We start from the raw sequence: 21,732 nt of genomic DNA, 5'->3' as shown, positions 1-21,732 counted from the left end.
CTTCGTGCCGCCCTTGTTGATTGCATACTCACATCCCCTGATGAGTCGCATGCACAAGCCAGGCTTCAAACTGCAGGCGAACCAGCAGGACAAGCGCAGCGTGATCCCGATCGAGATGCACGACATTGATCAGTGGCTGGGGGGACAGTGCGGGAGGCGGGGCAACTCCTTAGATTGGCACCTGTGAATGTGTTTGATGCCGATCCAGCCTAGTTTTGGGTGCCAGGCTGTTATCGGTCATCAGCGTGCCCTCGGCGAGTTCGATCGAAGGTCCGCTCAAACAGAGAGTGGAGGCGTTCGCAGTCGGTAGCCCGCGCCGCCGCTGCGAAGCAGTGGGATGGGCGCGAGCTTTTAAACGAATGCGAACCCAGACGGTTCCCTGAATCGCGACAAAGGGGCCGATATGGCCATTTTCACTTCAGATGCATAAATGGCGCCCGAGGATCGTGTTGGCCTCGTTCAAGGCCGTGTGGAAGCTAAGGCCGGCATCGGTCACCATGAACTCGCTTCTGGCGCCACCAAGCGACAGGGAGCGCGTGAAGCCGCAGACCGATATGGGCTCCCCAATATCGAAGGGAACCCTCCAGACCTTCCCTTGCGTAGGGCGATTGCCAAGCTCGCCCATGTGGGGATTGGTCACATTGGCGAATGCGATCAGGTCTGGTGTATGGGTTGGTGCGATCACCGAGATAAGGCGCGCGAGCTCCGTGGCCGTGAGCTTGCCTTCGGCGAAGGCGATGAAGAGCTTGGCGTGGACCTCTGGTTTGCTGAAATCGTTGGCTAGCGAGATTGCCAGTACGACACGTTGTCCGAGATCCTCCATCTCCTTGCTGCTTTCGGCCGCCTTCGAGAACATCCGGTACTTCTCAATTTCTGGCAACCCATCCAGCGTTCGAATAAAGCGCGCAAGCTTCTCGGCCTCGATTCGATCACGAAGGCCTCTGACGCTCTCAGCTACTTCGAGCGCAGCCTTAATGCCGGGTAGAACTTCAAGCACCTTTCTGTCGACGGCCTTGCTCAATACGTCCGAGGTGCCCGACAATATTTTTGTAAGTTGGCCTGTAACCGTCACTGCGATCTCCATTGATTGTCATTGGACAAGTATCGCCTTTGTCTGCCCGCCGAGAAGAAGGGCGATAACTTTTATCTCAGCATCGTGCGGAGATTGCGCTACCAAGCGGTCGCCGACTCCGGCGACACGAAGACCGAGAAGGGTCGTTTACGGACTTAGGTTTTACCGAGGCTCGCGTAAGGCTTTGCGCCAATCCCATGGCGCGATGGGTTCGGCATCTCGCCAAAGTCCAACCTTTCGAGCCTTGGCCTCTTGCTCTGCAAACTCGTATTGCCCGCGCTCCTGCGGTGACTGCTCGCGGGCATAGGCGCGATACCACCAGGCCATTCCTTGTGTGATCATGGCCAAGCCCGCATCGAGTGTGCGCGGCCCGGTTGGCGCTGATGCAGGAGCAACCCAGACCGTGCAGACCTGTCGCTTGTACCGGTCTGTCTTGGTGCAGCGCAGCTCTGCCTCTTTCTGAAATGTCAGCTCGGCCAGTGCTTGGCGGGCACGCTCACCGAACGGTTGCTTGCGCTCAGGGGCGTCAATGCCCTGCAGCCTTACTTTGACCTGTTCATATTGGCCGGGCTCGCCACATCGGGCGGTCAGGGTGTCGCCGTCTGAGATGCCGACGACAAGGCAGAGAAGCGAAATGGCGATCATTTGGCACCATAGAGGCAACGGGCATCTCGCCCGAGTGCAAGGTTGCAAGGTTGCAAGGATTTCAGCACCGGCGTTCACGGGTCCTAACGGTGGAAAAACCTACACTGAAACCTATACCAGTTGGTAAAGTGCAAGCGTGCTTCATTAGGTTTCGTTGTGCTAAAATTTTTAGATGCACTAAATTGTTTTTCCTAGTGAAGACAACGATTTGCGGCAGATTTTGCAATGAAATCATGCAGTTATCAGTGTGCGGGTGTCGTTCAATGGTAGGACTCTTGCTTCCCAAGCAAATAACGTGGGTTCGATTCCCATCACCCGCTCCACTCCAGCTTTTCAGGGATTTCCGAAAACGTCCACTGAGCGTTGCAAGTCATTGAAGATAAACAGTTTTTTCTTCTGGCTCGATCCAGTGACGTCCACCGAAATCCAAGCCAAGCCAAGACTTTTTAGTCCATTATTTGGTCCATCTTTAGGACGGCGCGGCTTTCGGATTGTTGCTGGGAGAGCGGATCGATCGTGATCAGCATCTGGTTCCTGACCCAAGTTCAGGAACTAGAACATGGCACTGTCCGATCTCGCCGTCCGCAAAGCCAAAGCCACCGGCAAGGCATACACCCTCTACGATTTGGATGGACTCTCACTGGCCGTTGCGTCGGGCGGGGGCAAAGCCTGGCATTTCCGCTATCAGTGGTTCGGCAGGCAAAGGCAGATGTCGCTGGGGAGCTACCCAGAGGTCTCCCTGCGAGACGCCCGCACCCTGCGGGATGAAGCACGTGCCTTGCTGGCTAGGGAAATCAATCCCCACGTCAACCGCAAGCAGAAGCGGCTCGCCGCCAAGCTCAATGGCGAGAACACCTTCAAGGCCGTCTTTTTGAAATGGCTCGCCCACCGGGGCCTGTCCTGCGACGAGGGGCGCCAGACCAGCCAGTCCCTGATCCCGCGCATCTTCGCCAACGACGTGCTACCCCCGGTCCATCTACGAAGTCAGACGAACGGATCTGCTAGAGGTCATCGGCAACATCGAGCGCCGCATGGGGCTTTCAGTAGCAGAAAAGGTCCGGACCTGGTTCAACCAGTTGTTCCGCTATGCCCTGGTGGTCGTGCCCAGCCTTGAACACAACCCCGCCTTCGACCTGGATGTGGTGGCCGTGCCGCTGCCGCCAGTCAACCACAACCCGTTCCTGCGCATGGCCGAACTGCCGAAGTACCTGCAGCGCGTGCGCAGGTACCGTCGCCGGCTGCAAACGCAATTGGGACTGCGGTTGCTGATACTGACCGGCGTGCGCACCGGTGAACTCACCCCCGACCAGTTCAACCTGGACCAGGGCCAGCGGTTCATGTCATCGACACCCTGTGACAGCAGATGCGCGCGCAGTTTGTCGGCCACAGTCTTGCTCACAAGCCACAGTGCATCTTGAGTCAGCCATCCGTCGGCCGGCCCCGCCGATTGGGTGGTGCGTGATGCCTCCATAAATGGAACGTCACCCGGCAAGCCGGAAGGCATCTGCCATTCGGTCCTGCTCCCACGCTGATAGGCTTAGGCCCTGAGCCAGGGCTCGCCATTGACCGACGATGTCTCGAAAATCCTCAATGATCTCGTCTGCCTCATGAAGGTTCAGCCGGAAGTAGCCGGCAACCTCCCGAGCCAATTCAAGATCGAGAGCGTTATCCGCTTCGGTAATGTTGAGCTTGAGGCCGTCTGCATGAGAGACGGGGTTCATGTCGTAGGCTTGCGAAAGCTTCCAACCAGCGCCCGGCACCAGGATGAAGCCATGGTTGCGAAGGTGGTCGTCTGTGTTGGAGACCAGGATGTTGAAGACGATTCGCGACCATAGTTCGCGCAGATCCTCATTGGGCTGCGAGCCCTGATTCATCAGTACCTCCGCGAGCTCCAGGTAGCTCACCCCTGTCGAGGCATCGTCGCCATCGCTGTGTCCAGTCATGGTCATCGCCGAGGCAAAATGTAGCCGGCGCCCCGCATCGGTACGATCAAAGCGGCGCACCATGAAACAGTGGAAGTCGCTGGCAAACTTTCGAGCCTGCGCCGGAGCGACGTTGAGGCCGCAGCCGTCGGCCAAGGCATTGACCACCATCTCCCATCCGCCGACATCATAGGTATCCCGTGTGCTTGGGAACTTGGCGATGTAAAGATGCCCCGCATCGTCCGCAACGCTCGCCTTGGGCCTGGCACCGCCGAGCGAGCCCCCTGGCGCGATGAGCATGCGCAACCAGTCCTGGCCCTGGGCAGCGACGTTGTCGGGGTCCAACTCAAGCGCACGACTGGCCTGCTCCAGGGCGCGTATTTCAGTAAAAGGCGGGGCCGCGACGTTGACTCGGTCATCGAGAAAGTCTCCAGCATCCTCGAGGCGGTACCGCAGCGCGCCCACTCGATAGAGGTCATGCACCCCGAGCAGGTAATCCGATTCGTAGAGACGAGCTCCCGCTGGCACCAAGCCTGCCCGCTTGTCACGCTCGAATCTTCGCCCCATCAGGAGGCGCCCCCAACGGTCAGGGCTGGAGTCATCGAAAACCCCGAATTTTTCTCTGGGTGGGGCGGGGTACTGCGGACCGCCAAAGGGCTGAATGCTCGGGTCCAACTGCAGCCCGGCCAGGAGAGGATCGGCGAGCGCGGCATCGTCGTATTCGAACTCGAATCGCTCAGTCGCTCTGGTCCTACGGCTGTGCAAGAAGCCAAGTCGTCGGGGGCTAGGCAGTCCATCCCAGTCCGCATATACGGCGATCATGCTCATGACGGTGCGTTCCTTTTACGCTTCGGCTTCCGAAGCAAAGAGGCCAAACTGTGCGTGCTCGCGGCGTCGATGAACGCCCCCGTTTCCCCTTCGACTTTCTTCCACGTGCCTTCAGCCACCGGCTTGTCGCCATTCGCTTCCACTCTCTTTGCCTGAGTTGGAGAGGAACTGCGCGGCGCACGGGCTATCGGCTCCGGACCGCGAACGGTCTTCGGGGTAGCCCCTTGGCGGTTATGTACAGCGTCATTCCTTATCAATCGAGCGTCCTGGAGCTGTCGGCCAAGGTCATCCGCAACTGCAAGTTTCGCTAGGTCGCCGGCCAATCCAAGAACCTGCATGACAGACAGGTATGCACCAATCGTGACACCGGATCCGCCACTCTCCAGCGAACGCAGAGTCATGGGAGACATCCCCGCGCGTTCGGCGACTTGTTTGGCTGTCAACTTTCGGCGCAGACGCGCAAGCCTGAGCCGCTCACCGAATTCGATGAGAAGCTTGTTTGTCGCCGGCAAGAGTGGGGCTGTCTTCTTGGCCATAGCTAATATTCCATCTCTTTTAACCAAAAACAGCCAAAATAATAGCACTTTGAAGTACTGGATACCAACGCGAGGTGCTGCTGGATCAGCTCCCAGCAAGGCTGTGAGTGATAATATTCCATGCTTTTGATGAAAAAATAGCCAGAATATTTACACTTTAGGCCGCGAGCAAAATCAGCCTCCGTTAGCGTTTTTGATCAGATTTCGGCCAACGTTAACGTTTTGCATCAAGAGTTAACGTTTTGGGCAGGCCAAGCGAATGCTCATTAGCTCTGGGCAGTCCGCCTCCTGGAGTCCGACCGAACCACGCGGAACCGTTGGGACACTGGCTATTGCCCGGCCTCCATCGGCCGGCATCGCCATAGTGAATGACCGTGCCGTCAGAACCTCGTGTCAAGAAGCGCTTAGCCATCCTTTCCCACCATGGGAAAGCTGCTTTGCAGTCAATACCAACAGGATGCGCAGGCCGGAGAAGAATCGAAACGCGATCAGATTGCCGACCGTCGGCGCAAACTTGGCGCGCGCGTAATTGATGATTGTTTCGACTTCCTCGCGGTCGAACGGGTCGGGCGGCTCTCGCTGCCACTTGGCGCAGGGGAGCGTCGCGACCGGGTTTTCGGTCAGCAGTTTGTCGAGCCGGCTAGGTCCATCGCGGACCTGAGGGCCGACACATAGTTGTTGATGGCCTGCTCGCCCGCAAGTCGCCCCAGTTCGTCGCGGTCTGAGGTATCGGTCGTCAAGACTTCTTGGTGATTAAAAAAGCCCGCGTGTGCGGGCTGTTCCATTGATTGCATCCTTAATCTGGGCGTTCTTCGTTTAACGCTTCTCGAGCAATCTGTTCGGCTTCGTTCAGTAGCTCCTCTGTGCAGCCTTTGGCTATGAACATTTTTCGCTTGCTGATTGACAGAGCGCCATCGTTTTGCACGAGTAGTCCTGTGATCAGGTTCATGAGGTTGTTGTTCATGTCAATGGCTTTATTGAGCCGTGAATACACACGATCAAATCGGCCGAGGAAATGAACTTCTTCATGCAGGTCACGCTGGAGTGCCTCTTTGGCCATCTCCAGGCCAAACTGCACGCACTGTGTGGCGTCCCAGAAATGGTAGATCTCGGGTGAGCCCTCAAAGGCGCAGTCGTACTCCAGGTCTGAGACTTTGGCCACTGTCCATAGGTCGCGCGCGGGGGCAGAGAAGGACTTGAGGGCCCTCAGGTAGTGGCCTTCATGGCGTGCCATCGCTGTAGAGATGGGGAGTACCAGACCGTTGGGTAAATTGGCATTGCGGCAGGCAATTTTGTGGAACAAGAAACGCGATAGGCGACCGTTTCCGTCCATGAAGGGGTGGGCGAATACAAATCCAAAGCTGACCAGCGATCCCAGAACCAGTGGATGGATGCCGTTGTCTTTTTGGTTGGCCAGTGTGAGCAGGCCTTCCATTACGGGGAGGAGGTGCTCAGGTGCTGGCGGTACGTAGGTGATGCTGCTGTCGCGTCGCAGCCAGTTTTGCTGGTTGCGGTACTCCACTGCCTGATCCATGGCCGATTGCACGGTGAGATTTTGAAGCTCGACCAGATATTCTTCAGTGAGAAGGATCTCTTCATGAGCGCGAGCAAGAAGCTTGGCAAATGCTTCTGTGCGGTTGCCTGTAGGCGCTTCGCGCTCAATCGCGTATGAACCTTCGGTCTCGCTGAGATACGCCCAGCGCACCGCGCGCTCGACCATGTCGGGGTCCATGGATTGGATGAACTCGCGGGCCTGACCAAGGATATCTTCGGCCAGCAGAGCCTTGATTTCAGGGGTGAGTCTGACGGTGGGGCTGTACTGTATGGAACCTATGCCGTTGAAGTCCACGCGCCATCGGGTGTATTTGCTCGATGGGCCGGTGAGAAATAGATTGGGGTCAAATAGCGGCTTGGTCGCACCTTTGGCTGGTGGTGCATTCAAAGTTTGCTGGTTGGCTATTTCCCAGAGGAAGCAGGCTTGCTGGAGATAGCTGCTGCTGGTGGCCTGTGAAAACTGCTCCACCAGTGGTACTGGGTCGATTTTTTTGAGGGCTAGTATCGCGGCTTGCAGATCCAGCTCTTCATGCTTGAGGGCGAAGAGCAGATGCTCCAATGCACTGGCATCGGAGGCAGGAGCGGCGTGTTCAGGTACTTGCACGCAGTCAGACAGTCGCACAAATTTCTGGACAGGGTAGACTTTGGCAGGTTGTGACGGCTCGAATGCCCCTGTGCTCAGGCGCTCACGTAGATGTGCATAACCAACTTTACGGTGATGTGCCATCTGCTCCTCGAGGAAAAAAAGTTATTTGGCAAATGCTAAACAAAATTTTTCTGACTTCACTGAAGAAAAAATTACTTTCTTTGTCTTTTTGAGGATTTTTCTTATCTCTGATGCCTCTGCTTAGCTGCGAAGCAATTGTTCGCGGTCTGAGCTGTCAGTCATCAAGATCCCTTGGGAATCAAGAAAGCCCGCCAGGTCTGGAACCTTGCGGGCTTTTTGGTGGGGTGGGAGGTGCTTAGCTTTTACAGAAAGACTTGTCTTTGCGATCTGAGCGCGTCGCGGTCGATGCTGGCGGCGAGCAGCTCCATGTCGGACTTGCTGACCCCCAGCGCAGTAAAGTGCGTGGCCCAGCGATCGACGGCAGCGGCCACCTGCCGTATCAGTTCGATGGCGCGGGGCATTTTGATACCGTATTCCTTGATCTGGGTGAGTGCGTTTTCCAGGCTGGATTCGGAGCCTGCGGTACCCACGACAAGTGCCTGATAGCCAAGGTTCTGCAGGCTGGGCACCACGTCATAGGCGGGCGTGAGGTCGTAGTAGCCGTCTGCCAGATTGAGGCTGATGCTGTGGTTGCGCTCGTGGTCGTCGGTGTTGTCCATGAGGATGTTGAAGACCATGCGCTTGAACAGCTCCTCGCGCATGGCGGCCTGCCGGTCCGGGTGGCCCAGGCGCAGCAGGATGGTGGCCAGATTGCTGTAGCTTTGCTCCAGCCCCGCAGCGCGCAGGGCGGTGTGGGCGGACTGGCAGTGCACGCGGTAGGGACCCAGGCGGTCGAAGCGCTCGATGGTGAGGGCGTGGCGCGCCTTGCCATAGCGTGGCGGCAGTGGCAGCACGGCGGTGTCGGCCACATACATGCCGGCCTGTGCGGCCAGCGTCATGGTGGCGTGCTCGATGAGCGGGGTGTCCACGGGGTCGTCGAGCTCGCTGAACTTGATGATGCAGGGGCCGTTATCCGTCTGCAGCAATGCCTTGGGCCGCGCGCCGCCGAGGGTGACGCCGGGCTGGATAAGGCGCTGTATCTCTGTGGTGATCGGGGCCTGGGTCTGCACGTCTTCTACCGCGGCGGCGAGTTGGGCCAGATCCTTCAACTGCGGATAGGGCCCGAGGTAGCGCGGAATGTACTGCTCTGCCGAGGTCGACACGCCCAGCGCGCCAAAGCGGTCGTCGCCCGCGAAGAGCAGCATTTCCAGAATGGACAGGCGGGCAGGCCGGTCGATGTGGCGAATGATGCGCTCGCCCCAGCGGTCGGGGCGGGCGTCGTCGATTGCGCCGGGGGCCGTGTTCCTCTCGCCAGTGCTGAAGATCTGCCCTTGGACGATGGGCATGTCCTCGCTGAGCGCAAAGTTCCACCAGTCCTGTGTGTAGGTAAAAGTGGCGCAATCTGCCACCAGCTGCGAGAGGCTGAGCTCGCCCACCAGCGTGGGCGCCGCAGGGTTGACCATGGCCCACACATAGAGCTGGTCTTGCGGCACGTAGGTGCGTGGCGAGACGGCGTTGATGGGCAGGCTCATAGCTTTTGAGGCGTTGATTTGTTCATGAGAGCGGCTAGTCCTGCTGCTGCAGCTGTCTTTTTGTCGCCCTGAGCTTGCATCTCTTGCTCTAAAGCGTACCTGGCCATCCGTTCAACCAGTCCAGCCAAGCCTTCCGGTTCTGAAGTCGATGGCTGAGGCGATGCAGCTTTCGTTGCCGCCGTTGATGGCTTGTTCTTTTTGGGAGCGCTGCTCTTGCGCTTGCTGTCAATCTTCGCGACCTCCTTCTCCAGCGCCGCATGGTCGTTCTGCGGCGCGATCAGGTCGGCCAGGCCGCCGGCCTGATTGATCAGCCACATGCACATCACATACGAGGCCATGGCAACGGACGGGTCGCCGCGCTCTATGCGCGCCATGGTGGGCTGCGATATGCCCAGCTTCTTGGCCCACTGCGCCTGCGACTCGCCGCGCCGTTTACGGGCGATGACGATGTTCTGCGCAAGCTGCTCGATCTGCTGGAGTACGGCTTGCGGGTAGTCTGCGGGCGATGTGTTCTGGCGTGGCATGCATAGATGTTAGTGTTTTGGTCAAAACATGTAAATCTATGAATTATTTTTGTCTCTAAAGCATTGCTTGCATGCGACAGCAGGCGACTTCATTGTTGTCTGTATGCTTATTCAATACATAGATGTATTTAAATATCTATTTTTGATTTATCTATGAATAATTTTGTGCTTTCTATATATGAATTTGTGAGCACGTTACGCTTGATCTGACTGCATTTGAAAGTGATTTGATGCCGATAGCTATGCTGGGATGGCGGTGGATGCTTTGCTTTTGATAGCGCTTAGCAGGCGGCTACGCTGGCAATCGAGGTGCTGCAGCTCGTGCAGCACGGTGTCTATCGGATGCATCGGCGGGAGACCCCCAAGCCCAGGCGGCCCGGCGCGGCAAAGCCATGGTCATGCCATTGCCAGCGACCTTGGCATGTGCCGCAAGACATTAGTACTACTGATGCAATGAACTACCGGCGCAATGAACTACTGAGCCCGGAGGCTCCTCAATGATTCATTCCTTGTTGAGGTAACTTTTCTGCAGCAAATACATGCGCAACACGCTTCGATATTGGCCGTTGGCAAAGAATTCATCGACCAGTTCACCTTCCGGCTGAAAGCCAAGCTTCGTATAGACATGGATAGCCTTGGCATTCTCCTTGTCCACATGCAAAAAGATCTTGTGCAGATTGAGAACCTTGAAGCCATAGTCAAGCGCCAGACGAGTAGCACGAGTGGCAATCCCCTTGCCCTGCTGATCAGGGGCAACAATGATCTGGAACTCCGCTCGGCGGTGTACCAGGTCGATTTCCACCAACTCAACCAGCCCCCCTCGGGCCCCTTCATGCTCGACTACAAAGCGACGTTCAGTTTGGTCGTGAACGTGTGAGTCGTAGAGGCTGGTCAGTTCATCAAAGGTTGCATAAGGCTCTTCAAACCAGTACCGCATGATGCTGGCGTTGTTATCCAGGTGGTGCACAAAGCGCAAATCGTCGCGCTCCAATGGTCTTAGCTGAATGGATGTCGTCATGGATTCTTTCGTTCAATGGTTGGAGAGGCCGCTTGAAGCGACCATGTTGCCAATGATCAATCAATTTTTTGTTTGAGAAAAGTTCAGATCAATCAGTAAAATTGATCTATGGAATGGACACTAGAACGTTTGAGCCAATTTGTCGCCGTGGCGGACTGTGGCTCGATGACCCAGGCCGCTCGGCGCCAGGGCCGAACTCAATCTTCAGTGAGCATGGCCATGGGACTGCTGGAGGCGGACCTCGGGCTGGAGTTGTTTCATCGTGTAGGCCGGTCGGTGCGACTCACGCAGGCTGGCGAAGTCATCCTGCTGGAGGCACGGGCCTTGCTCAATCAGGCACAGGCGCTAGACCTGCGCGCGCGCAAGCTGGCACATGGCCAGACAGCCAAGCTTTGCGTGGCTATCGACGAAGCCTTGCCCTATCCGCCGATTGCCAGGCTGCTGCAGGAGCTGGCGCACCAGTTCCCGGCTTTGGAGTTGACCCTGCTCAATGGCACGGCGGCAGAGGTCGCACGCCAGGTGCAATCAGGTCGAGCTGAGCTTGCCTTTCAGTTTGACCGAGGCCCGGCAGGCGCTCAGTTTGCTCAAACTTATGTGGCTGGCGTACCTCAGATGGTGTTCGTATCGCGCGACCACGAGCTGGCCAAGTGCAATGGAATCAAGCGCGAGGACCTGGCCTCTCACCGGCAGTTGGTGATGCACATCGAGGGTGTTGAAGACCTCGTGATCAGTCCGAGCATCTGGCGCTCGGAGAGCTTCTACGTGCTTGCCGACATGCTGGCCGACGGCATAGGCTGGGGAATTCTGCCGCGCAATATTGCCCAAGCGCCCGATATAGAGCCCCGCATCGTGGCACTGGACTGCGCGGAACTGCAGCTCCCGCCGTTAGCCGTGCGTATGCTCAATTTGCAGGGTGCAGAGCTGGGCGCTACGGCCTTGTGGATCGAGCAACGGCTGGCAACGCTGCTGCGTTCGAGCTAACAAGGAGGCTTCAGCACTTGGGAAGATGAAGCCATGAACAGGTAGAACAAGTTCTCCCCCGAGGTTCGCGAGCGCGTGGTGAGGCTGGTGCGGGAGCCCCGTGGGGGAGGGCCACATCATTGTGGGCAAGCATCGAGTCCATCGCTTCCAGGATTGACTGCGTGTCGCAGACCTTGAACGAATGGGTCAAGCGTGCCGAGGTCGATGCCTGCGTACGCGAAGGCACCACGACCGGCGAGCTTCAGCGCATGAAGGAGCTGGAGCGCGGGTCAAGGAACGGCGCCGGCCCAGCGAGATATTGAAGCTGGCCAGCGCGTTTTTTGCCCAGGTGGAGCTCGGCCGCCGCAGCTCAAGCCCTGAAGGACTTCAAATCTTGGAACCCGTAGCCTACAAGTAGCTCATGATGAATATCAGCTCTGTATTTGCAGTTCCAGGCTTGTATCTAGGCTCGTTTGTTAATCGGTAATAGTTCGCCTTCAGCGGGATCTGAAAACTACCGCCTTGGCGGGAGTCGTAGCCTGTAAATGTATGGGGAGTATCCAAAGCAAGAGGTACGTCATTGCCGTCTCTGATTTGAAGCCCGACTCCAATGGCGCCTGATCCATCATTAAGCCCGACGATTCCCTGACTGGCGTCAATGACCTTTGTCAACGCAACAAAGGTGTAATTGACCTTGCCCATTCCAGGTGGACATCGGTTTAGATTCAGGTTGAAGGAGACCGGTATGGTGCGGGTACCTGGTCCATCAAAATCAGACGAAATATAGTCATCCCCCATGGCAACGTTCACGTCCGGACTCTCGCAGGAGCCAGCGATAAAGTTTATGGGTTGAGCCAGTCTATATGTGACGAGGATATCGGGTCCAAGCTTTAGGGTTCCGATCTCGCCTGCTTTAATCTGGCCGCTGGGCTCAAATGCCGAAGTCTTGAGAAGTTCCAGTGTCATGTGGCCGACCAGCATCCATTGACCGGGTTTTTGCGCTATCGGAGGAGGTATGAAGCCCCCGGTTCGCGTCTTTATTCGAAACGACAGTCCAGGTGTGCCGGTAGGAAAGTAAGACGAATCTACTGGAGTCGGTCCTCGTGCAGGAGCGGCGAGCATCCCAAACGGAGTTGAATTGGTGTAGCAGCTGAAGCGGATGTCTCTAGCGAGTGGCTTGATGTCAGTAAAGACCAGAGTCCCATCCGGTACATCACGAGGCACCATGATCTCTCCCGGGCCATCGAACGTCAACGTTTGGAGCCCCCCAGTCACATCACATATCGACTGTGCCTCTGCCTGAGATGAAATTCCCATCAAGGCCGCCACCAACCAATACATCGTTATTCGGCTAATTGGCATTTAGCCTCCTATCAGTGAATCGTCCCCGCTTGCTGATGCCCGAGGAGATTAAAAATCCAGTCAAAGTTGCGTGAAGTATGTAATCAATGGCTAGGCGAAAGAATAAGAAAAATCTTATTTTTGCCAAGACCTTTTAGTGCACCGTCCTGCCCGCCGCCTGCACGATGGCGCTCCGTTTGAATGCCCGCACAAGTGCCCCAACTGGTACTGCGACGTGCCGAGGTCGATGCCTGCGTACGCGAAGGCACAGCGACCGGCGAGCTTCAGCGCAGGAAGGAACTGGAGCGCGGGTCAAGGAACTGCGCCGGGCCAACGAGATATTGAAGCTGGCCAGCGCGTTTTTCGTCCAGGTGGCGCTCGGCCGCCGGTTCAAGCCCTGAAGGACTTCAAATCTTGGAGCCGCTAGCCTACAAGTAGCTCATCATGAATATCAGCTCTGTATTTGCGGTTCCAGGCTTGTATTTAGGTCCGCTAAATACTTTATAATGATAATAGTTCGCCTTCAGCGGGATCTGAAAACTACCACCTTGGCGGGAGTCGTAGCCTGTAGATGTATGGGGCTTATTCAAAGCAAGAGGTTTGTTACTGCCGTCTCTGATTTGAAGTCCGATTCCAATGGCATCTGATCCTTTATTAAGCTCGACAATTCCCTGATTGGGGTCAATGATCGGTGTCAACGGAACAAACGTGTAGTTGATCTTGTTGAGTCCTGGCGGACATTTATTTATTTTCAGGCTGAAGGAGACAGGTCTGGTACGGGAGTATGGTCCATCAAAATCAGATGAAATATAGTCATCCCCCATGTCAACGTTCACGTCCGGACTCTCGCAGGAGCCAACGGTAAAGTTTATGGGTCGAGCCAGTCTCAATGTGACGAGGATATCGGGTCCAAGCATTAGGGTTCCGATATCGCCTGCTTTAATCTGGCCACTAGGCTCAAATGCCGAAGTCTTGAAAAGTTCCAGTATCATGGGGCCGGCTATCATAAATTGACCAACTGGGTACGCAGTGATCGGAGGAGGTAGGATGCCCCCGATTACCATCTTTATTCGAAACGACAGTCCAGGTATGCCGGTAGGAAAGTAAGACGAATCTACTGGAGTTGGTCCTCGTGCAGGGGCGGCGACGATCCCATACAGACTTGTTTGGGCGTAGCAGTCGAAGTGGATGCCCTGGGGGAAGAGTGACTTCCTATCAGTAAAGATCGGAGTCTCTTTCGGGATGTCACGAGGCACCGTTAGTTCTCCCGGGCTATCGAACGTCACCGTTTGGCGCCCCCCCTGAATCACATCACACCTCGCCTCTGCCTGAGACGAGATTCCCATCAAGGCCACCACCACCAGCCAACACAACATTATTCGGCGCATTTGGCATTTGGCATTTGGCATTTGGCATTTGGCATTTGGCATTTGGCATTTGGCATTTGGCATTTGGCATCCTATCAGTGAATATCCGAGGCGATTAAAAATCCAGTCAAAGCTGCGTGAAGTATGTAATCAATGGCTATGCAGAAAAATAAGAAAAATCTTATTTTTACCAAGACCTTTTCGTGCACCGTCCTGCCCGCCGCCTGCACGATGGCGCTCCGTTTGAATGCCCGCACAAGTGCCCCAACTGGTACAGCGACATGGCTTGGGAGTGGTGCCAGCCCTTGCTGCTTCAAGCGCGGGCGTGGTTGGAGTGCTTGTCAGCCTGGTCGAACGCCGAGACGCCCAGGTCAATGCCTTGATAGGGCCGGTACAGGTGGACAGGCAACTGCTGGCAACCCACTGACCAAGCCCCCGGAAAAGGCGAAAGCCCCAGGCGTTCAGACCGCCTGAGGCTTTCGTTCCCAACCCTTGAAAGCCCAAGGATCAGAGCGCTGATGATGCTTTCCAAAGTGACCGTCACCGCACCAATGAATGTCGCAGCGGCAGAACGCCATGCGCGCAGCATCGCAGTGGCCTATGTGCTGGCCGCATTGGGCATCACCGCCGCAGGCTTGGGCGGCTTGATCGCAGCTATCCGCTGGTGGTGAGCAGTTTTACTCTTTGACCACAGGCCTGTGCACCAGCACCGGAATGTGGCTGTTCACCAGCACGCGTTGGGTTTCGCTGCCCAGCAAAATGCCGGCAATGCCCTTGCGGCCGTGCGATGCCATGCAGATCAGGTCGCAGTGGCTTTCCTCGGCCTGCCGGATGATGGCCTTGTGCACCGAGGCGTTCATGGCTCGCGCAGTCTTGCAATACACCCCCTCGGCCCTGGCAATGTCCTGCACCTCCTGCAACACCCTGTCGGCCGTTCTCTCGGCGTCCTTGTTCAGGTCGTTGGTGTTGTAGGTCATCATCGCCTCGCCGCTGTACATCAAGGCGGCATAGTCCGGCATCACATACAGCACCGTCACCTGGGAGTCTTGCTCCTTGGCCAGCTGCATGCCGGCGCGCAGCGCGGCTTCGGAGAGTTTCGAGCCGTCCGTAGGAATCAGAATGTGCATGAACATTTTCAGCCTCCTTGCGCGCCAGCGCCTGTGGGGTTGCCACGCAATCCGAACGATTGCCAAACCCATACTCACACTCCGGGGCAGCTGATGCAACACCTAGAAGTAGGTATTCGAGCGGTTTTTTTGATGGCCAAGAAAAGGCCTGAAATTCAGTAGAACCCGGCTCTGGCAAATGCCCGGTAAGCGCTGGCAGCTATCAAAAGCATACTAGCCAAGCTTATGCGCAGCATGCCTTGCACGGGCGTGATCCTGAACATATGGGGCGCTTGCCGGCTCCTCGCCGGTGCCGCATGGGCTGCCGCATCCGCGGTGCAGATCATTAAGAACGGGTGGGGCGGGAAGGGCGGTAGTACGATTCACCCATAGCAACTTGGAGAGGGTATGGGCAAATCGACTTATCGCGCATTGGTGATTGCTTCGCTGGGCATCCCGTTATTCGGAATGCTGGCGGAATATGGCTTCGATCTGGTGCCCCATGAGCTGACCGATCTTTCCCAGAGCCTTTTGATGCAGTCAGAGGTCGGCCCCACAGACTGGATTTTCTTGCTGGCGCTCTCGGTGCTGGTGGTGCTCGGCCTCATTTCCTTCTACGGCCTGCTGCGGTTCAGAGCATGGGCACCCCGGTTTACCCTGTGGTCTTCTGCTGCTACGTGGGTCGTCGCCTGTTTCAGCCCGCCGCTTGTGCTGTCCGGCCTGGGGAACGCAACATCGGCCTTGGGTTTTGCGCTATTTGGTGCGGTGCTTGTCTTGCCGTACTACGCACCCGAAGTGCGAGAGATGTTCTGGCCTTCCAAGGCAGAGGACTGAACAAAAGCCCCTGCCAGGGGCTTTTTGCATGGCCAGGGCAATTGGCTGGGCATGGGGCTGGGTAGAGCGGCCCTGGCTGTCGTAGTTCAGGTTCAGCAGATAGCGGCTGTGCTGCGACGCGTCGGTATTGCCCTGCGGACTTCTTCCCCTTGCGGGTCTTGTATTCGTCGCCCTCCCGGCCATAAATCAAGCGTCTGCAAGAGTGCTGGCGTGCAATGTCCGGGCACAAAAAAACCGCCAGCATCGGATGCGTTTCTTCCGCTTGACCTTAGGAGCTCTTACGCTCCTCTTCTTGCGAGGCGTTGCTGGTGTACAGGATTTATGGGGGAAGTGGTAACAGGGCTAAGCAAATATAGACAAATATACTGAATATTGAATATTAGTGAAAAAATACTGCATTTATAGAGTGAAGAATGTATTTCTGGAAATAATCGTGTAGCTGCGTTGTTGATTATCAATTCTATTTAAGTTTACGTCATAAAAGTAGTGAGTGACTTCATAACGATCAAACGCCTCACGCGGTAGTTTGTGTTCGGCATAGGGATTGTGATGAATTTGCAAACCATCAAGATGCGTTTCAAAATGTTCAGAGCTATCAATGAGTTCTATTATTAACCCCTTTTGTGGATGATAACGACTGCATCTTATTTCGATAGGTAGGCCTGCCTGAGTCATTGCTTTACCTACAGTTGCGGTAGTTGAAAATATTACTGCACTTATATCTTTATATTTGTCATTGGTGAAAATTCCGAGCTCAAGAGGAATTTTTCCATTTTTTACTGCGGTAGGGGTGAATACTTCTGAATAATTACTATCTTTATCAATGCCTTGACCATATAAAACTCTTATGATTGCTTCATTGTTCTGCATAAAAAATAGAGGCTGTTCAAATGGTGCAAGAGCAATAACGAATGGCTTCCCCTTTACATGATCTAGCTTGGAGTAGCTTCTTGAAAATTTTTGATGCTTGCTTTGAATCGCGTTAAGCAATCGTACGCATGAAAAATTTAGAAAATCATTATTTTCTTTGAGATCCCTACGAATCCACTCTGGATAAGAGTCGACAGCATGGTTTGCTGTGACGGCCTCAATATTTATGGAGTTGTTTTCTTTGGTGGTAATGGAAAAATCTGGACTTGGTTTTGAAAAATCCACATTTATCTTCAAGTCTTTAAAACACTGGTATAAATAAATTTCCCAGAAAGATGAGTTAAAAGTAGTTTGAAACTCATGATTGAATTTATTGTCTCTATCCTCGAATCCGCTCGCCCATCTACATATTACATCGCGGATTGGCTTATTCTCATCTTTTAGAAGAAATGAGAAGTGAGGGTGAAATTCATCGCTGTTTTTATCTTGAACTTCAAAAAGAGCTAGTGGTTTCTTAGCTGAAATTGAGTAATCGCTTTTATGAAATCTACCTAATTTGTAATGACGGGCGATACTTTCGGTGACTAGTATTCTGATATATGCAGCTTCTGTTGATCCGATTTTTTGCGCAAGTCTTAAAATTATTTTTAGTAGAAATTGCTGAGGTCCATATGGACCATCAACATCATCCCAACTATGCTCCATCGCTCCGGAGTACTCATTGTCTTTAAAATATAAACTATCGATTTTGTCGCGGATGATTTCATTTCCACTTCTGGCGGCATCAAGCTCTTCCAAAATAAATTGTAATGCAACGTCAGAAGATCTATCTTTGGAGTCTATTATTTTTATAATCTCTCTGGAAACTGCATCAGTAAATTCTTTGACATGCTGCATGAGATACCTTTGATTTAGATAAAAATTAGTTGTCTATATGGATATAGTTATCTTATGCATATTAAAAATTAGTTAAATGATGAATAACCCAGGCCCGCAGTGCGATGTTGGGTCACTGTAATAAACCAAAGAAAAAGGCAATGTAGAGAGCTACATTGCCTTTGTGCGTTAGCAGGCGCTTTTTTTTGGGGCGCTAATCAGATTTCAATGGCAGCCTGCGTCGGGCTGGCGCGCGCATGTATTCATCTTGCAAAGCGCTTGATGCAACTGGTGACGACACCCCAGATTTCCAGAGTCTGTCCTTCTGGCGGCACGATGTCGGGGTAGGTGGGGGCGCCTGCCCTGAGCTTGCAAATGTCGCCATCGCTGTCCAGCACCCTGATGACGAGCTCGCGCTCGACAACTGCCACGACGATGCTCCCATCGCGAGCGCGCAACTCCCTGTCCACCACGACGATATCGCCGTCATCGATGCAGTGTTCCTGCATGGACGGGCCGGCCACGCGCAGCAGGAATGTGGCCTTGGGGTGCGTGACCAGCAGGTCAGTAATATCCAGCCGCTTGCCAGCGAAGTCATTCGCGGGCGAGCCTGCGCGTGCGCTGCGATCAGCCAGCGGCAAAGTAACCGGGGACGCAATCAGTTGGACGGGCATACCACTCATGAGACGATGACTGTGCATATGTACAGTGTAGCGGTTGATGCGACTCAGGTGTCATGAATCCACGTTGATGTCGCATGCTTTCCACTCGATCTTGCACCCGGTTCTGTGCGGAGCCGGGGGTCCATGTCGAATTGCATATGCTATGCCGAAAGCTGGCCAGCCCGCAGTGGTGACTGTGGCGGGCGGGCATTAGTGGGCATCAGCGGGGACTAGAAATTGACTAGCCGCATGCATTGCAGAGCACGCAGGCATTATCCGAAAGACTGCGCTACGCGGCGGCTAGAGCAGCCAAGTGAATATCCGCCGACCCTTGAGTGCTGGCTGCATTCACATGGTCAAAGTAGTCGTACCAGCCGCTGGCTTTGATGCCCGTCAGCAGAGCGTCACGAGCGGCCTGGTCAGGAAAGCGCCAAATACCAAGGAATGTATGTGCGGTTCCCTGGTCGATGCTGGAGTCCGTTTCTGCCAGGGAGAGGACTTCGACACCGAGGCTGGAGAGTTGATTCAATGCGAGTCCGATGCCGCCAAGAAAATGTTGCCTTTGTTCGGCGGACAGTGCGAGCCAAGCCGAATTGGGGGTGTAGAGCTCTACAAGGTAATGAGACATGGTTCCACTTTCACTTGAGATTGCGCAGTGCGCGTTGACATATACGATGTGTGGCGGCAGCTTGGGAGCTTTGAAGCCATTGGGCGCAGATATCACGCACCCAGGCTGGCTGGTCCTTGGCGGCATCATTGAGCCAGTTGGCGACCGAGTCCTGCACATAGACCGAAGGGTCGCTCTTCAGAGCTGAGAGCAAAGGCAGTGCTTGCTCGGGCAAGCGTTTGAGCTGTGAGATATGCGTGCTCCACACCCCACGGGGACGCAAGACCTCGCACGCGAATCGTCGGACACGTTCAGAAGGATCTTGTGTCCATGGCATCAGCTGAGCGATAGCCGCAGCTAGGTCTTGCACCAGGTGCGGCCGCATTGCCATCCAAGCCCATTCACGCACACCAAAATGGGCATCGTCTGCCAGCGGGTGCATTGCGGCCAGCCGTACACCGAGATCCAGGTTAGGCCGGGCACCGATCATGAAACATGCCCAGCCTCGTGCCATATCGGCGCGGTGCGTTTGGCATTGTGCAATGCCCTCAGTACCCAGGGCCTCCAGCAAGACTGCGCCGATACGGGCCATGCGTTTGAGCACGCCCAATTGGCAGGCTTCATCGATCGTGCTCAGTTCTTGGGCCGTAAGCGCCGGAAAGAGTGTTCGTGCCAGTACGGCCTGGTCGACTGCCAGGCATTCAGCCAGCGTCGCGCATTGCAACTCCCCACGCGATAGCGCATGCAGAACGTCCCGAGGAATGTCAACGGTGCGCGTCGCACCCTTGCGGACTTGATCTCTCATGATTCAACGTCCGATTCAGGGCCTCGTACTTTCTCCAGCAGCGCTGCTAGCTGCTTTCGCTCATGTGCAGACAGGTTGCCAAACAAGCCTGCAATCCACCGACCATGCTGGTCGATAACGGTACTGGCGAGCTGTTTTCCTTTTGAGGTCAGCCGAATGCAAAGTGCGCGGCGGTCTTCGGCGTTGGCGTGACGTTCAATCAGACCTTCGCGCTCCAGTCCGTCTAAGAGGCCTGTCACCGTGGCGCGGGTCACGCCAGCCTGTTCGGCCAGCGCGTTGGGTGCGAGTCCGTCAGGCGCCACATCGAGAACGAACAACAGCACAAAGCGCCCCTCAGACAAACCATGAGGGGCCAGCAAAGCAGCGCAGTCGCGGTCGATGTTTGCAGCCATCGACAGCACTTGAAAGCACAGCTGGATGCCGTCCACATCAGGAAGTTTGCGTCGTTGTGCTTCTTCAATTAGCGCCTGGTACTTCTGTTCAAGCTTCATTAGTTAGCCGAAATATAATATGGTGGCCAATTATATGAGCAAGATCACTTCATGAATAGTGGACCGAGCACCACTGCAACAGATGCTGGCTTGTCGATTGCAGACCTTGGCCTAGCTGAGCGCCGATTCGATGACCAAGCAGAGTAGGGTGGCGGTGAGCACTGAACCGTGAGAAGCGCTCAGGGACGGCGCTTGCTTGCGATCAACTGGGGCGGGCCGAGGCCCGCGCCTTCATCCCGCTCAGTTGGTCGCAAAGCAGTACATCAGCCCGGCGCTGCCGCTCTGTTTGAGCTGGTCGACGCTGCAGCCGCGCGTGCCGTGCGATGAGTTCCACGAGGCATTGGCCACAGGGTCGGGGTTGGTGCCCTTGTGGTCGTGGTGGCCCACGATGGCGGAGCCGCCGTCGCTCTTGGTCCAGTTGCCGCAGGTGGTGTCTTTGCCGGGCTCGGACACGGCCAGCGTGCCGTCAGGGCGCGAGCCGGTCAGGATGTCGTGGCGGTTGACCTCATCGCCAAAGCCCGAGACGACTTCGCCCTTCTCGGTCAGCGAGGTGTCCTTGCCGACCTTGGCATTGGCGCTGTGCAGGTCAGCCACGCTGGTGGCAATGACCACGCCCTTGGCGTTGCGCCACGGGCCGTTGCCAATGCGGTCGCGCGCATTGACGGCCGGTTGCCCATTCAGGGCAGCGTTGCTCAGGTAGGCGCGCCAGGTCTTGTTGCCTGCGCCCACGCTTGCGGCCAGCGACTGGCAGTAGCGGTCGGCCCCGGCCAGCCCGCCCAGGTCGCCGCCCTTGCCGGGGTTGGCGCTGGTGATGAAGAAGCTCATGGGGTTGCCGCCCGACGCCCCCATGGCGCCGCAACCCACAATCAGTGCGGCAGCCGCAAGGGCGGTGCTGGCAGAAAGAACCAAACGACGTGACATGGCAGGCTCCTGAGCAATAGTGGAGCCAGCAGGCTAACGCAAGCTTGTGTCAGCGGCAATATGGGGACGGCTGTGAGCTGGGCCAGGCGCAGCGGGCTGCCCACAGATGAGGCAGTGGACTAGCACTGCTTCAATCAAATATCCAGAAATAAGCACCCGCAACGGCACATGCCAAAGCCATCACCAAGAAGACCCAGTGCAAGCCTGGAATGCCTTCCGCCCCGGTGTACTTGTGAGAGCGCGAAGTCCCTTGTTCTCGTACCGACAAGGGATCGGCGCCCACAGCTCTGCCTGACACGGGGGGAACCGCCCAAACCCGATGATTCGCCGAATGGCGAAACTGAAATGCGTCGTAGGCTAAGTAGCCAAAAAAGGTGGCGAGCGCAAAGAGCCAAAGTGGTGACATCCAAGGCCTCGGTTGTTATGGAGAGCACTTGATTATTGGCTCGATCCTGCATTTGTCTCTGTGGCTAGGTTAGCGGAGCTAGGTAGCTCAGTGAGTTGCAGCGGTGACGGCTAGGGCCGGCCTGTCAGCAGTTAGCTAGGAGCCGTCAT

Annotated in this window: 22 protein-coding genes, 1 tRNA gene and 4 pseudogenes; 9 read left to right on the top strand and 18 right to left on the bottom strand. The window is 55.7% G+C overall.

Going from position 1 to position 21,732, the window contains the following annotated elements; translation table 11 throughout:
• Positions 1 to 187: pseudogene (locus AAIL66_RS22375) on the top strand (hypothetical protein); the annotation flags it as partial.
• Positions 188 to 418: 231 nt separating this feature from the next.
• Here AAIL66_RS22375 and AAIL66_RS22370 read toward each other — a convergent pair.
• Both AAIL66_RS22370 and AAIL66_RS22365 read right to left on the bottom strand, forming a co-directional pair.
• Entirely contained in the window at positions 419 to 1,084 is a 666-nt protein-coding gene (locus AAIL66_RS22370) for a hypothetical protein (RefSeq protein WP_059441810.1), read from the bottom strand.
• A gap of 150 nt (positions 1,085 to 1,234) precedes the next feature.
• On the bottom strand, positions 1,235 to 1,717 hold the full coding sequence (locus AAIL66_RS22365) for a thermonuclease family protein (protein ID WP_059441811.1): 483 nt from the start codon (positions 1,715 to 1,717) through the stop codon (positions 1,235 to 1,237).
• Positions 1,718 to 1,966: 249 nt separating this feature from the next.
• Between AAIL66_RS22365 and AAIL66_RS22360 the strand changes: the two genes are divergently transcribed.
• Positions 1,967 to 2,040, top strand: a tRNA-Gly gene (locus tag AAIL66_RS22360).
• 236 nt (positions 2,041 to 2,276) lie between these two features.
• A pseudogene (locus AAIL66_RS22355) lies at positions 2,277 to 3,045 on the top strand (integrase arm-type DNA-binding domain-containing protein); the annotation flags it as partial.
• Between the two features lie 8 nt (positions 3,046 to 3,053).
• Here the strand turns inward: AAIL66_RS22355 and AAIL66_RS22350 are convergent.
• The 3 genes and pseudogenes from AAIL66_RS22350 to AAIL66_RS22340 all read right to left on the bottom strand — a co-directional run.
• Positions 3,054 to 3,158, bottom strand: a pseudogene (locus tag AAIL66_RS22350) (TraI domain-containing protein); the annotation flags it as partial.
• Positions 3,159 to 3,198: 40 nt separating this feature from the next.
• Entirely contained in the window at positions 3,199 to 4,467 is a 1,269-nt protein-coding gene (locus AAIL66_RS22345; protein ID WP_343497787.1) for a HipA domain-containing protein, read from the bottom strand.
• Positions 4,464 to 5,003 (bottom strand): helix-turn-helix domain-containing protein, encoded by a 540-nt coding sequence (locus tag AAIL66_RS22340; protein WP_253232680.1) that lies wholly within the window; start codon positions 5,001 to 5,003, stop codon positions 4,464 to 4,466. The genes AAIL66_RS22345 and AAIL66_RS22340 overlap by 4 nt, the downstream gene beginning before the upstream one ends.
• A 423-nt stretch (positions 5,004 to 5,426) precedes the next feature.
• Here AAIL66_RS22340 and AAIL66_RS22335 point away from each other — a divergent pair, with 423 nt between their 5' ends.
• Positions 5,427 to 5,678, top strand: coding sequence for a hypothetical protein (locus AAIL66_RS22335; RefSeq protein WP_343497786.1), 252 nt, complete (start codon positions 5,427 to 5,429; stop codon positions 5,676 to 5,678).
• A 121-nt stretch (positions 5,679 to 5,799) separates the two neighbouring features.
• On the opposite strand, the gene AAIL66_RS22330 is transcribed toward AAIL66_RS22335, so the two are convergent.
• The 4 genes from AAIL66_RS22330 to speG form a co-directional block, all read right to left on the bottom strand.
• Positions 5,800 to 7,284: a Fic family protein gene (locus tag AAIL66_RS22330; protein ID WP_343497785.1), complete on the bottom strand. Its 1,485-nt coding sequence runs from the start codon at positions 7,282 to 7,284 to the stop codon at positions 5,800 to 5,802.
• 242 nt (positions 7,285 to 7,526) lie between these two features.
• Positions 7,527 to 8,795 (bottom strand): type II toxin-antitoxin system HipA family toxin, encoded by a 1,269-nt coding sequence (locus AAIL66_RS22325; protein ID WP_343497784.1) that lies wholly within the window; start codon positions 8,793 to 8,795, stop codon positions 7,527 to 7,529.
• Positions 8,792 to 9,319, bottom strand: a complete 528-nt coding sequence (locus AAIL66_RS22320) for a helix-turn-helix transcriptional regulator (protein WP_343497783.1) — start codon at positions 9,317 to 9,319, stop codon at positions 8,792 to 8,794. Before AAIL66_RS22320 ends, AAIL66_RS22325 begins: the two co-directional genes overlap by 4 nt.
• 502 nt (positions 9,320 to 9,821) lie before the next feature.
• Complete coding sequence (gene speG / locus AAIL66_RS22315) at positions 9,822 to 10,337, bottom strand: spermidine N1-acetyltransferase (protein ID WP_034354104.1); 516 nt, start codon at positions 10,335 to 10,337, stop codon at positions 9,822 to 9,824.
• Positions 10,338 to 10,445: 108 nt separating this feature from the next.
• Here speG and AAIL66_RS22310 point away from each other — a divergent pair, with 108 nt between their 5' ends.
• A complete protein-coding gene (locus tag AAIL66_RS22310; protein WP_343497782.1) occupies positions 10,446 to 11,318 on the top strand; it encodes a LysR family transcriptional regulator in 873 nt (290 codons plus the stop codon).
• 75 nt (positions 11,319 to 11,393) lie between these two features.
• Positions 11,394 to 11,663 (top strand): annotated as a pseudogene (locus AAIL66_RS22305) (IS3 family transposase); the annotation flags it as partial.
• Positions 11,664 to 11,705: 42 nt separating this feature from the next.
• Here the strand turns inward: AAIL66_RS22305 and AAIL66_RS22300 are convergent.
• Positions 11,706 to 12,524: a fimbrial protein gene (locus tag AAIL66_RS22300; protein ID WP_343497781.1), complete on the bottom strand. Its 819-nt coding sequence runs from the start codon at positions 12,522 to 12,524 to the stop codon at positions 11,706 to 11,708.
• A 542-nt stretch (positions 12,525 to 13,066) separates the two neighbouring features.
• Complete coding sequence (locus tag AAIL66_RS22295) at positions 13,067 to 13,630, bottom strand: fimbrial protein (protein ID WP_343497780.1); 564 nt, start codon at positions 13,628 to 13,630, stop codon at positions 13,067 to 13,069.
• A gap of 622 nt (positions 13,631 to 14,252) precedes the next feature.
• On the opposite strand from AAIL66_RS22295, the gene AAIL66_RS22290 reads away from it, so the two are divergent.
• On the top strand, positions 14,253 to 14,432 hold the full coding sequence (locus AAIL66_RS22290) for a hypothetical protein (RefSeq protein ID WP_343497779.1): 180 nt from the start codon (positions 14,253 to 14,255) through the stop codon (positions 14,430 to 14,432).
• Positions 14,433 to 14,523: 91 nt separating this feature from the next.
• The gene (locus AAIL66_RS22285) at positions 14,524 to 14,676 is read left to right on the top strand and encodes a hypothetical protein (RefSeq protein ID WP_157838024.1); all 153 of its coding nucleotides are present in this window, start codon (positions 14,524 to 14,526) and stop codon (positions 14,674 to 14,676) included.
• 6 nt (positions 14,677 to 14,682) lie between these two features.
• On the opposite strand, the gene AAIL66_RS22280 is transcribed toward AAIL66_RS22285, so the two are convergent.
• Positions 14,683 to 15,138 carry a universal stress protein gene (locus AAIL66_RS22280; RefSeq protein ID WP_034354090.1) on the bottom strand — a complete coding sequence of 152 codons (456 nt, stop codon included), beginning with the start codon at positions 15,136 to 15,138 and terminating at the stop codon, positions 14,683 to 14,685.
• A 381-nt stretch (positions 15,139 to 15,519) separates the two neighbouring features.
• On the opposite strand from AAIL66_RS22280, the gene AAIL66_RS22275 reads away from it, so the two are divergent.
• On the top strand, positions 15,520 to 15,945 hold the full coding sequence (locus AAIL66_RS22275; protein WP_343497778.1) for a hypothetical protein: 426 nt from the start codon (positions 15,520 to 15,522) through the stop codon (positions 15,943 to 15,945).
• 399 nt (positions 15,946 to 16,344) lie between these two features.
• Here the strand turns inward: AAIL66_RS22275 and AAIL66_RS22270 are convergent, their stop codons facing one another.
• The 6 genes from AAIL66_RS22270 to AAIL66_RS22245 form a co-directional block, all read right to left on the bottom strand.
• The gene (locus tag AAIL66_RS22270; RefSeq protein ID WP_343497777.1) at positions 16,345 to 17,712 is read right to left on the bottom strand and encodes a hypothetical protein; all 1,368 of its coding nucleotides are present in this window, start codon (positions 17,710 to 17,712) and stop codon (positions 16,345 to 16,347) included.
• A gap of 242 nt (positions 17,713 to 17,954) precedes the next feature.
• Positions 17,955 to 18,365 carry a translesion error-prone DNA polymerase V autoproteolytic subunit gene (umuD, locus tag AAIL66_RS22265; protein WP_343497776.1) on the bottom strand — a complete coding sequence of 137 codons (411 nt, stop codon included), beginning with the start codon at positions 18,363 to 18,365 and terminating at the stop codon, positions 17,955 to 17,957.
• A 277-nt stretch (positions 18,366 to 18,642) separates the two neighbouring features.
• Entirely contained in the window at positions 18,643 to 18,981 is a 339-nt protein-coding gene (locus AAIL66_RS22260; protein WP_343497775.1) for a DUF6616 family protein, read from the bottom strand.
• Positions 18,982 to 18,991: 10 nt separating this feature from the next.
• Complete coding sequence (locus AAIL66_RS22255; RefSeq protein WP_343497774.1) at positions 18,992 to 19,765, bottom strand: DNA alkylation repair protein; 774 nt, start codon at positions 19,763 to 19,765, stop codon at positions 18,992 to 18,994.
• Entirely contained in the window at positions 19,762 to 20,256 is a 495-nt protein-coding gene (locus AAIL66_RS22250) for a MarR family transcriptional regulator (RefSeq protein WP_343497773.1), read from the bottom strand. Before AAIL66_RS22250 ends, AAIL66_RS22255 begins: the two co-directional genes overlap by 4 nt.
• A 240-nt stretch (positions 20,257 to 20,496) precedes the next feature.
• Positions 20,497 to 21,177, bottom strand: a complete 681-nt coding sequence (locus tag AAIL66_RS22245) for a hypothetical protein (RefSeq protein ID WP_343497772.1) — start codon at positions 21,175 to 21,177, stop codon at positions 20,497 to 20,499.
• Between the last annotated feature and the right edge of the window lie 555 nt (positions 21,178 to 21,732).

The organism is Comamonas sp. F1-6 (genome assembly GCF_039581415.1).
Classification (GTDB): Bacteria; Pseudomonadota; Gammaproteobacteria; order Burkholderiales; family Burkholderiaceae_C; genus Comamonas; species Comamonas thiooxydans.
The sequence above is the reverse complement of the archived record's forward strand: the minus strand, read 5'-3'. Positions and strand labels throughout refer to the sequence as shown.

What these genes read in the sequence shown, in the direction of transcription:
- AAIL66_RS22370 (WP_059441810.1), bottom strand. Translation starts at nt 1,084, where the DNA reads ATGGAGATCGCAGTGACGGTTACAGGCCAACTTACAAAAATATTGTCG.
- AAIL66_RS22365 (WP_059441811.1), bottom strand. Translation starts at nt 1,717, where the DNA reads ATGATCGCCATTTCGCTTCTCTGCCTTGTCGTCGGCATCTCAGACGGC.
- AAIL66_RS22345 (WP_343497787.1), bottom strand. Translation starts at nt 4,467, where the DNA reads ATGAGCATGATCGCCGTATATGCGGACTGGGATGGACTGCCTAGCCCC.
- AAIL66_RS22340 (WP_253232680.1), bottom strand. Translation starts at nt 5,003, where the DNA reads ATGGCCAAGAAGACAGCCCCACTCTTGCCGGCGACAAACAAGCTTCTC.
- AAIL66_RS22335 (WP_343497786.1), top strand. Translation starts at nt 5,427, where the DNA reads ATGGGAAAGCTGCTTTGCAGTCAATACCAACAGGATGCGCAGGCCGGA.
- AAIL66_RS22330 (WP_343497785.1), bottom strand. Translation starts at nt 7,284, where the DNA reads ATGGCACATCACCGTAAAGTTGGTTATGCACATCTACGTGAGCGCCTG.
- AAIL66_RS22325 (WP_343497784.1), bottom strand. Translation starts at nt 8,795, where the DNA reads ATGAGCCTGCCCATCAACGCCGTCTCGCCACGCACCTACGTGCCGCAA.
- AAIL66_RS22320 (WP_343497783.1), bottom strand. Translation starts at nt 9,319, where the DNA reads ATGCCACGCCAGAACACATCGCCCGCAGACTACCCGCAAGCCGTACTC.
- speG (WP_034354104.1), bottom strand. Translation starts at nt 10,337, where the DNA reads ATGACGACATCCATTCAGCTAAGACCATTGGAGCGCGACGATTTGCGC.
- AAIL66_RS22310 (WP_343497782.1), top strand. Translation starts at nt 10,446, where the DNA reads ATGGAATGGACACTAGAACGTTTGAGCCAATTTGTCGCCGTGGCGGAC.
- AAIL66_RS22300 (WP_343497781.1), bottom strand. Translation starts at nt 12,524, where the DNA reads ATGGTGCCTCGTGATGTACCGGATGGGACTCTGGTCTTTACTGACATC.
- AAIL66_RS22295 (WP_343497780.1), bottom strand. Translation starts at nt 13,630, where the DNA reads ATGATACTGGAACTTTTCAAGACTTCGGCATTTGAGCCTAGTGGCCAG.
- AAIL66_RS22290 (WP_343497779.1), top strand. Translation starts at nt 14,253, where the DNA reads ATGCCCGCACAAGTGCCCCAACTGGTACAGCGACATGGCTTGGGAGTG.
- AAIL66_RS22285 (WP_157838024.1), top strand. Translation starts at nt 14,524, where the DNA reads ATGATGCTTTCCAAAGTGACCGTCACCGCACCAATGAATGTCGCAGCG.
- AAIL66_RS22280 (WP_034354090.1), bottom strand. Translation starts at nt 15,138, where the DNA reads ATGTTCATGCACATTCTGATTCCTACGGACGGCTCGAAACTCTCCGAA.
- AAIL66_RS22275 (WP_343497778.1), top strand. Translation starts at nt 15,520, where the DNA reads ATGGGCAAATCGACTTATCGCGCATTGGTGATTGCTTCGCTGGGCATC.
- AAIL66_RS22270 (WP_343497777.1), bottom strand. Translation starts at nt 17,712, where the DNA reads ATGCAGCATGTCAAAGAATTTACTGATGCAGTTTCCAGAGAGATTATA.
- umuD (WP_343497776.1), bottom strand. Translation starts at nt 18,365, where the DNA reads ATGCCCGTCCAACTGATTGCGTCCCCGGTTACTTTGCCGCTGGCTGAT.
- AAIL66_RS22260 (WP_343497775.1), bottom strand. Translation starts at nt 18,981, where the DNA reads ATGTCTCATTACCTTGTAGAGCTCTACACCCCCAATTCGGCTTGGCTC.
- AAIL66_RS22255 (WP_343497774.1), bottom strand. Translation starts at nt 19,765, where the DNA reads ATGAGAGATCAAGTCCGCAAGGGTGCGACGCGCACCGTTGACATTCCT.
- AAIL66_RS22250 (WP_343497773.1), bottom strand. Translation starts at nt 20,256, where the DNA reads ATGAAGCTTGAACAGAAGTACCAGGCGCTAATTGAAGAAGCACAACGA.
- AAIL66_RS22245 (WP_343497772.1), bottom strand. Translation starts at nt 21,177, where the DNA reads ATGTCACGTCGTTTGGTTCTTTCTGCCAGCACCGCCCTTGCGGCTGCC.